9 protein-coding genes are annotated in these 8,473 nt (G+C 42.7%); 7 read left to right on the top strand and 2 right to left on the bottom strand.

Annotated features, from left to right (window positions below; all coding sequences use genetic code 11):
* Positions 1–494: glycosyltransferase (locus tag F3G98_RS06660; protein ID WP_188116974.1), on the top strand; the 494-nt coding region annotated here is incomplete at its 5' end.
* On the opposite strand, the gene F3G98_RS06655 is transcribed toward F3G98_RS06660, so the two are convergent.
* Positions 495–1,430, bottom strand: a complete 936-nt coding sequence (locus F3G98_RS06655; protein ID WP_149725921.1) for a sugar transferase — start codon at positions 1,428–1,430, stop codon at positions 495–497.
* A gap of 103 nt (positions 1,431–1,533) precedes the next feature.
* On the opposite strand from F3G98_RS06655, the gene F3G98_RS06650 reads away from it, so the two are divergent.
* Positions 1,534–2,517 (top strand): YeiH family protein, encoded by a 984-nt coding sequence (locus F3G98_RS06650; protein ID WP_149725920.1) that lies wholly within the window; start codon positions 1,534–1,536, stop codon positions 2,515–2,517.
* Here the strand turns inward: F3G98_RS06650 and nadD are convergent.
* On the bottom strand, positions 2,501–3,382 hold the full coding sequence (nadD, locus tag F3G98_RS06645) for a nicotinate (nicotinamide) nucleotide adenylyltransferase (RefSeq protein ID WP_149725919.1): 882 nt from the start codon (positions 3,380–3,382) through the stop codon (positions 2,501–2,503). The two genes, F3G98_RS06650 and nadD, sit on opposite strands and share 17 nt — an antisense overlap.
* A gap of 79 nt (positions 3,383–3,461) precedes the next feature.
* On the opposite strand from nadD, the gene gap reads away from it, so the two are divergent.
* From gap to F3G98_RS06620, 5 genes are all read left to right on the top strand, one after another.
* Positions 3,462–4,460 (top strand): type I glyceraldehyde-3-phosphate dehydrogenase, encoded by a 999-nt coding sequence (gene gap, locus F3G98_RS06640; protein WP_009294741.1) that lies wholly within the window; start codon positions 3,462–3,464, stop codon positions 4,458–4,460.
* Positions 4,461–4,476: 16 nt separating this feature from the next.
* The gene (locus F3G98_RS06635; RefSeq protein ID WP_103607867.1) at positions 4,477–5,676 is read left to right on the top strand and encodes a phosphoglycerate kinase; all 1,200 of its coding nucleotides are present in this window, start codon (positions 4,477–4,479) and stop codon (positions 5,674–5,676) included.
* A 3-nt stretch (positions 5,677–5,679) separates the two neighbouring features.
* Positions 5,680–6,360: a triose-phosphate isomerase gene (locus tag F3G98_RS06630; RefSeq protein ID WP_149725918.1), complete on the top strand. Its 681-nt coding sequence runs from the start codon at positions 5,680–5,682 to the stop codon at positions 6,358–6,360.
* Between the two features lie 166 nt (positions 6,361–6,526).
* Positions 6,527–7,345, top strand: coding sequence for an enoyl-ACP reductase FabI (gene fabI, locus F3G98_RS06625; RefSeq protein WP_103607865.1), 819 nt, complete (start codon positions 6,527–6,529; stop codon positions 7,343–7,345).
* A 78-nt stretch (positions 7,346–7,423) separates the two neighbouring features.
* Positions 7,424–8,092, top strand: a complete 669-nt coding sequence (locus F3G98_RS06620) for a DUF2625 family protein (protein ID WP_103607864.1) — start codon at positions 7,424–7,426, stop codon at positions 8,090–8,092.
* Positions 8,093–8,473 lie beyond the last annotated feature (381 nt).

Genomic DNA, 8,473 nt, shown 5'->3' with positions numbered 1-8,473 from the left:
CTATAGAATTTTTACTAGAGAGTGCCAACTATTTTTTACAAAATTATAAAGATATTTTGTTTTTAGTTGTGGGAAATGGGTCTAATAAAAATAATCTAGTAAAAAAATATAATTCAAGTAATATTTTGTATATAGATGCAGTTAAAAAAGAGGAAGCTTTTATGATAATGTCTAAATGTGATGTCTTGTACCGTGCAATGTTGCCATTAAAAATTTATAGTTACGGGATATCTCCACTTAAAATGAATGAGTACATGTTTGCTGGTGTACCAATAGTTCACTCTTTTGACTATAAGGAGCATGATATTGTAATGAAAACAGGATGTGGTATTAGCGTTAAATCCGGCAGTGCGCTTGAAGTACAAAATGCTATCTTAAAAATTTACAATATGCCAAAAGAGGAAAGAGAAAAAATGGGGCAAAATGGTAAAGAATATGTTAAAAATAATTTATCATATAAAGTATTAGTTAAAAAAATGATAGAAGTTTTATGACTAAACGCCTTTTTTAGTAAAAATAATTACGATAGTTTTTGCTATGATCTTTATCTCCAGCCAAAGCGACCAGTGTTTGATGTAGTAAAGATCATACATGAGTTTCTGTTTGGCGTCGTGTGTGTTTGCGCCGTAAGGGTAATTTACCTGTGCCCAGCCGGTAATCCCTGGGCGGACGATGTGGCGTTCATTGTAGTACGGTATCTCTTTTTCAAAGAAATTTATCCAGTATCTTCGCTCTGGCCTTGGGCCTATTAGGTGCATTTGCCCGCGAAGCACATTTATACACTGTGGCACTTCGTCGATGCGAGTTTTACGCATAAATTCGCCAAATTCAAAGACTCTCTCATCGTTTTTACTAGCAAATTTAGCCCCGTCTTTTTCAGCGTCAACCACCATCGAGCGAAATTTGATACATTCAAATTCTCTATTGCCCAGCCCAACCCTATTTTGCAAGAAGTAAAGGCTACCAGGAGACTGCTCATCTATCTTTTTCTTTACGTAAAATTTAAGCGCAAAAAGCATCACAAGAAGCAGTGAGCAGCTTACATAGTCGATCACGAGTTTTAAGGCGTATTCAAGGGCATTATAAGGCTTGATATCGTTTAAAAAGTTTAAATTTTCGCCATTTTCTGGGATGTAGCACTTTTGCAAGTAAATTTCTAAAAAGCTCTCCACATTTAGAAATTTGATATTTTTATACTTCGTCTTAAACTGCAAAAGTGTGAGAAATCTCACCAGCTTGCCATCAACCGGCTTTTCGGTATTTAGCACTATTAGCCTTTGATCGCCTGATTTTATGAGATTTTCTAGTGCGCTTCGTAAAGCCTTAGCGTCGCTATTTTCATGGGACAAAAAATTCACTTGGCCAAATTTCTTCCTAAGCTTCTCTAGCTCGAGTTTGGTGAAAGTATATTTTTCGCCAAGGATGATCATAGGCCTATCCCTTTATCTTTATTTTAAATTTGCATTATATAATTCGCCTAATTATACCCAAACGTGCTAATTGCATTTTTAAAAAAATAGTTAAGGTTAAAATATGTCTCAAAAATTTCTTGCTGTGCTTGTTTTGGCGCTGATCTGTGCCATTTCTTTTGCGCTCTCAAACACGGTTTTGGCTAAATTTCACACTAGCCCGCTCATCATCTCGATCATTCTTGGCGCCATTTTTGCAAATCTTTTTACCAAACAAACTCAAATTTTAAAAAGTAGTGGCGTAGTAGCGATCGCTGGGAAGCAAATTTTAAGGCTAGGCATCATACTTTTTGGCTTCAATATAAGCCTTAGTGAGATCGCAAGTGTCGGAGTTCTTGGCGTGATATACGCAGCTTTTATGGTCTTTGCGACCTTTTGCTTTGCGCTTTTTACCGCTAAGGCTTTGGGGCTTAGCAAGGATAGTGCCGTGCTCATTGGCTCAGGGGCAAGCATATGTGGCGCAGCTGCTGTCATGGCTACTCAAAATGAGATAAAAGCAGACGCAAACAAGCTTGCTATCGCCATTTGCACGGTGGTGCTATTTGGGACGATTGGCATGTTTATCTATCCATTTATCGCTAAATTTCTAGCTCTCACGCCACACCAAACTGGCTTTTTTATCGGCGGCTCACTTCATGAAGTAGCCCACGTAGTCGCAGCCTCAGCGGCATTTGACAGCACAGCAAGTAGCACTGCCCTCATCATAAAAATGCTTCGCGTGATCATGCTTGTGCCATTTTTGTTTTTGCTAAATTTCTTAAATTTAAGCCAAAATAGCGGTGGCTCAAAGCTAAAGAGCATACCATGGTTTGCGCTATTTTTCTTAGTGGCGATCTGCGTTAGATCTTTGCCATTTTTTCCTGAAAATTTGGTGCAAATTTTAAAGCTAGCCGCTAGTATCTGCCTTTGCGTCGCGATGTGTGCTTTAGGATTTGGGATAGATAGAAGCATTTTTAAAGCGACGGGCAAAAAGCCATTTTTGCTAGCTTTTTTTATATTTTTATGGCTTATTTGCTCATCGCTTGTTTTTGTTAAGACTCTTTGCTAGTTTTTAGCTTTTGCAAAAACTCTTCGATGTTGTATTTTGCCCTGTAAGCTGGGCTTAAAAGATGTATCAAAATGTCGCCAAGGTCCATCACGATCCAATCAGGTGAGCTCTCCGTACCTATAAATTTCTCCCCAAGAGGCTTAAGCTCCTCTTTTAGATCCTCAGCCAGCGAGTAAGCGTGCCTCTCGCCAAGCGTAGTAGCGATAACTACGGCCTTTACGAAATAATCATCCCCGCTCATATCAAACACTTGTATCTCTTCAGCCTTTTTTGCGTCTAAAACCTTAACTATACTTTCGGTGCGCTCTTGCATCGATCTCTCCTGCATCTTTAATCCTTGGTAAAAATTTATAATCTCATCTTTTATCTCGCTAGGCAGCTCATCAAGCCCCTTTTGATGCCTGATCTGCGACGAGCTAACATCCACGTGCACGTCCATTTTTTGTAAATTACGTGGAATTTCTATGTGATTGCGCTTGGCGATCACAAACTGCACTAAGCTTTTTAGCTCCTCATAGCCGTGCCACTTATCAAGCGTGGCTAGGTGGTCCGCGCCTATTATGAGATAAAATTTCTCTATCTTGAATTTCTTATACAAATACTTAACCGTCTCTATGGTAGGCACTGGGCGAGCTAAATTTATCTCATAGTCTGAGATCTCGACCTTCTCTAGGCCGCCCCAAATTTCTCTTATCCACTTTAGGCGAAGCTCTGGCGGAGCTGAAAATTCGCTCTTAAAGGGACTTATAAAAGTTGGCATGATGATGAGCTTGTCGATATTAAGGCCGCTTATTGCCATTTTCACAATGCTATCGTGTCCTAAATGAACCGGATCAAAGCTCCCGCCAAAAAGTGCTAACTTCATCTATTAAAGTGCCTTGTTTATATTTGTTTTAAAATTCTTTTTTGTAGAATTAGGCGTAATTATATCAAAAGGAGCTAAGATGTCAGTTAAAGTAGCAATAAACGGCTTTGGGCGTATCGGTAGGTGTGCTGCTCGTATTATTTTAGAGCGTGATGATGTTGAGCTTGTCGCTATTAACGACACCGCAACAAGGGATATGACGAGGTATTTGCTCAAATACGACAGTGTGCATGGCGAATTTAAGCAAGACGTTAAGGTGATAAGCGACGATTTTATAGAAGTAAATGGCAAAAAGATAAGAGTTTTTTCTACAAGAGATCTAAACGAGCTTAGCTACGCAGACTACGGCGTAGACGTGGTTTTAGAGTGCACTGGCAAGTTTTTAACCACTGAAAAATGTGAGCCATATCTTGCTCGCGGCGTCAAAAAAGTCGTCATGAGCGCTCCAGCAAAAGACGACACAGCGACATTTGTAGTTGGCGTAAATGACGATAAATACGCAGGTGAAGCGATCGTCTCAAACGCAAGCTGCACCACAAACGGCCTAGCTCCAGTTGCAAAGGTGCTAAACGATAAATTTGGCATCGTAAAAGGGCTGATGACCACGATCCACGCCTATACAAATGGTCAAAGCCTAGTAGATGTAAAAGCTAAAGACTTCCGCCGCTCACGTGCAGCAGCGCTAAATATCGGACCTACGACCACAGGTGCTGCAAAAGCGATCGCTAAAGTGCTTCCCGAGCTAAGTGGCAAATTGCACGGTCAAGCAGTCCGTGTGCCAGTGGCAAACGTCTCGATGGTCGATCTAACGGCGGTTTTAAAAAGACCAGCTAGCAAAGAGGAGATAAACGAGGCGTTTAGAGCGGCTGCGGAGTCAAATTTAAAGGGAATTTTATTTGTCGATGACGACTACAGGGTTAGCAGCGACTTTTGCACAAGCACCTTTAGCAGTATCGTAGCGAGCGACACTACGCAGGTCATCGCTGATGATATGGTGAAGGTCTTTGCGTGGTACGACAACGAGTGGGGCTACTCAACAAGGCTTGTGGATCTTGCTAAGATCGTGGCTACAAAGTAAATTTAAAGGGTGAAAAATGAGTGATATTTTATCGATCAACGACCTTGAGCTTAATGGTGCAAAAGTCTTTATAAGGTGCGATTTTAACGTGCCTATGGACGAGTTTTTAAACATCACTGATGACCGCAGGATCCGCTCGGCGATACCAACTATCCGCTACTGCTTGGATAATGGCTGCAGCGTGGTTTTGGCTAGTCACTTAGGGCGTCCAAAAAACGGTTATGAAGAGAAATTTTCACTTCGCGGCGTGGCAAAGAGGCTATCAAGACTGCTTGATAGAGAGGTGATATTTGCTGAAGATGTGATCGGAAATGACGCTAAAACAAAGGCTGCGGCTCTAAAGCCAGGCGAAATTTTAATGATAGAAAATTTACGCTTTGAAAAGGGCGAGACCAAAAATGACGAGGCTTTGGCAAAAGAGCTTTCAGAATTTGGCGAATTTTACATAAATGACGCATTTGGCGTTTGCCACAGGGCTCACGCATCGGTTGAGGCGATCACTAAATTTTACGATGAAAAGCACAAAGCAGCGGGATTTTTACTACAAAAAGAGATAAATTTCGCTCAAAATTTGATAAAACATCCATCACGTCCATTTGTCGCAGTTGTGGGCGGTTCAAAGGTAAGTGGCAAGCTTCAAGCATTGCATAACCTTTTGCCACGCGTCGATAAGCTGATAATTGGCGGCGGTATGGCATTTACATTTTTAAAATCAATGGGTGAAAATATCGGAAATTCGCTCCTTGAAGAGGACCTTATCGAAGACGCGCGCGAAATTTTGCGTAAGGGCAAAGAGCTAGGAGTGAAAATTTACCTACCAGTAGATGTCGTCGCTGCTCAGACATTTTCAGCTGAAAGTGCCGTAAAATACGTCCCAGCTCAAGAGATCCCAAATGGCTGGATGGGGCTTGACATCGGACCAGCGTCGATTAGGCTATTTAAAGAGGTCATCGCCGATGCGCAAACCATCTGGTGGAACGGACCTATGGGCGTTTTTGAGATGGATAAATTTAGCAAAGGTAGTATCAAAATGAGCCACGCCATCATCGACACTCACGCAACAACCGTCGTTGGCGGCGGCGATACAGCTGACGTGGTCGAGCGCGCTGGAGACGCTGATGAGATGACATTTATCTCGACTGGCGGTGGTGCTAGCTTGGAGCTAATAGAAGGCAAAGAGCTGCCTGGCATAAAGCCGCTTAGAAAAGAGGAGTAGGTCTTGAAATTTCTAGCGAATTTAAAGTGCAACCACACAAGAGCAAGCTTTAGAGAGTACGCGAAAATTTTAGACGAAAATTTAAGCGCAAACGACGATGTGAGCGTATTTGCTCCAGCTAGTGCCTTTGATGAAAAAAGGCATATTTTTAGGCTTGGGGCGCAGAATTTCTACCCATGCGAGAGTGGGGCATTTACTGGCGAGATCGGCAAGGCGATGCTTGATGAATTTGACATAAAAGACGTGCTGATAGGCCACTCTGAAAGGCGTGAAATTTTAAAAGAGAGCGAGGAATTTTTGCGAGCGAAATTTGACTTTGCCGCAAAAAATGGCTGGAATGTGATCTACTGTATCGGCGAAAATTTAAGCACAAATGAAAGCGGAGCGACCAAAGAATTTCTAAGCCGCCAGCTTGAAAATATCGACCTTGGCTATAAAAAATTAGTCATCACCTACGAGCCGATCTGGGCGATAGGAACCGGTAAAAGCGCTAGCATAGAGCAGATAGATGAGGTGCTAAGCTTTTTAAAGACAAAGGCAAATGTGTCGCTACTTTACGGCGGAAGCGTCAATGCGGCAAATATCGCTGATATCGCGGGTATCAAAAGCTGCGATGGGGTGCTGGTAGGCACAGCCAGCTGGGATGCGAATAATTTTTTAAATTTGATACGCGTTGTCTCGTGAGTGCCTTTTAATGAGTTCGAAATTTTAAGTCTGCGACAGGCTATTTGCCTAGTCTTGACCTAAAATTTCGAACTCATTAAAATTCATCTCGCGATACTGCCGCTATTAAATTTGGTTTAAAATTTAAATATCGCTTAAAAGCCAAACAAAATAAAAAGGAGAAATGATGATACTAAAGGGTAAAAAAGGTCTAATCGTAGGCGTCGCTAATGCAAAATCGATAGCTTACGGCATCGCAAAAGCTTGTCACGATCAAGGTGCGCAGATGGCATTTACATACCTAAATGACGCTCTTAAAAAGCGTGTAGAGCCGATCGCTGATGAGTTTGGTAGTAAATTTGTCTACGAGCTTGATGTAAATAACCAAGCACACTTAGATGGGCTTGCTAGCCAAATCAAAAAAGACCTTGGCGAGATCGATTTTGTCGTGCATGCTGTGGCTTACGCACCAAAAGAGGCGCTTGAGGGCGAGTTTGTAAATACAACAAAAGAGGCATTTGACATAGCGATGGGCACTAGCGTCTACTCGCTGCTAAGCCTTACTCGCGCGGTCTTACCGGTGCTAAAAGAGGGCGGCTCGGTGCTAACTCTTACATATCTTGGCGGACCAAAATTTGTGCCACACTACAACGTTATGGGCGTTGCCAAAGCAGCGCTTGAGAGCTCAGTTCGCTACCTGGCACACGACCTTGGCGCTAAAAACATCCGCGTAAATGCGATCAGCGCAGGCCCAATTAAAACGCTTGCTGCAAGCGGAATAGGTGACTTTAGGATGATTTTGCGCTACAACGAAGTAAACAGCCCGCTAAAACGCAACGTCACCACTGAAGATGTCGGCAACAGCGCTATGTATCTGCTTAGCGACCTAGCTAGCGGCGTAACAGGCGAGGTTCATTACGTAGATTGCGGCTACAACATCATGGGCATGGGCGACGTGGCTACCGACGCCGAGGGCAACACTATCCTAGCTTGGGACGCAAAATAATCTACCTATATAAATTTGGCGGGGCGACTCGCCAAATTCTTCTTTTAAATTTCACCAAATTTATAGCAAGGACAGAAAATGAGAGCTTTAGACGAGCTTATAGATACAAATGAGCCAGGCTGGGCACTGATTGAAGAGTGGCTAAAAGAGGCCAAAAACGACTATGAAATTTTGCCTCGCGATGAGAGCAGGGCGCAAAGTGAGCTTTTAGGGCTTCAGGTCACCACTCGCTCGCCGATGGGGGCGCTTGTTTATGGGTGTGGTGGCATAGTGATAGATGGCGGTTGGCTGCGCCTGCTTGGCTCAGGATGTGAGCAGATGAAGCGCGGAATTTACAGCTTTAACCTTGGCAAAAGCTTTAGCGAAGCAGGGCAGATGCCTGGCTATTTGCTCGTGGCGGACGATGTTTTGGGCGGATTTTTCGCGGTAAATGGCGGCGCCTTTGGTGGCAAAGCTGGCAACGTCTTTTACTACGCACCAGACAGCGGCAAATGGGAAGATACGCAGCTTGGCTACTCGCAGTTTTTATACTGGGTGCTGTGCGGCGATATATCTAAATTTTATGAGCTTTACCGCTGGGATGGCTGGCGCGATGATGTTAGAAATTTTAGCCTTGATAAGGTGATGTTTGCACTACCACCACTTCTTTGGCAAGACGCCGACATAAGAGCAAGACTAAAAGATATGAAAAAAGATGGCGTTAATATCGATGAGTATTTTGTTTCTTTATTTAAGGGCGAGAAATAGATAAATTTTAGTGGTTTTTGCAAATTTTAAAATTTGCTATAAAATTTTTAGAACTAAACGCATGCAGTGCGAAACACCGTTGCATGCACTTCTAACGTGCGAGGGGTTTTTACTAGGGCTTTGCCTCATAACTGCGGGCAGACAGGGGATTGTTAAGATGGAAGGGAGCTCTTTTGCTTCGTGAGCTCGCAACTGCAAGCAGACCGTAATTCAAGCCTCTTCCCCCTTAACGAAGAAATAAAAATCTAAATTTGTACTCGTAAATTTTAAAATTCCATTCACTCGCAAGAGTTGGCTACTAAAATTTGGCTTCGCTTAACGCTTAGCTCAAATTTTAGAGCCGAAATTGCTCGCTCATGAAATTTTAAAATTTACTTGACG

The organism is Campylobacter concisus, from assembly GCF_902460895.1.
In the GTDB taxonomy this organism is placed as follows: Bacteria; Campylobacterota; Campylobacteria; order Campylobacterales; family Campylobacteraceae; genus Campylobacter_A; species Campylobacter_A concisus_BC.
The sequence above is the reverse complement of the archived record's forward strand: the minus strand, read 5'-3'. Positions and strand labels throughout refer to the sequence as shown.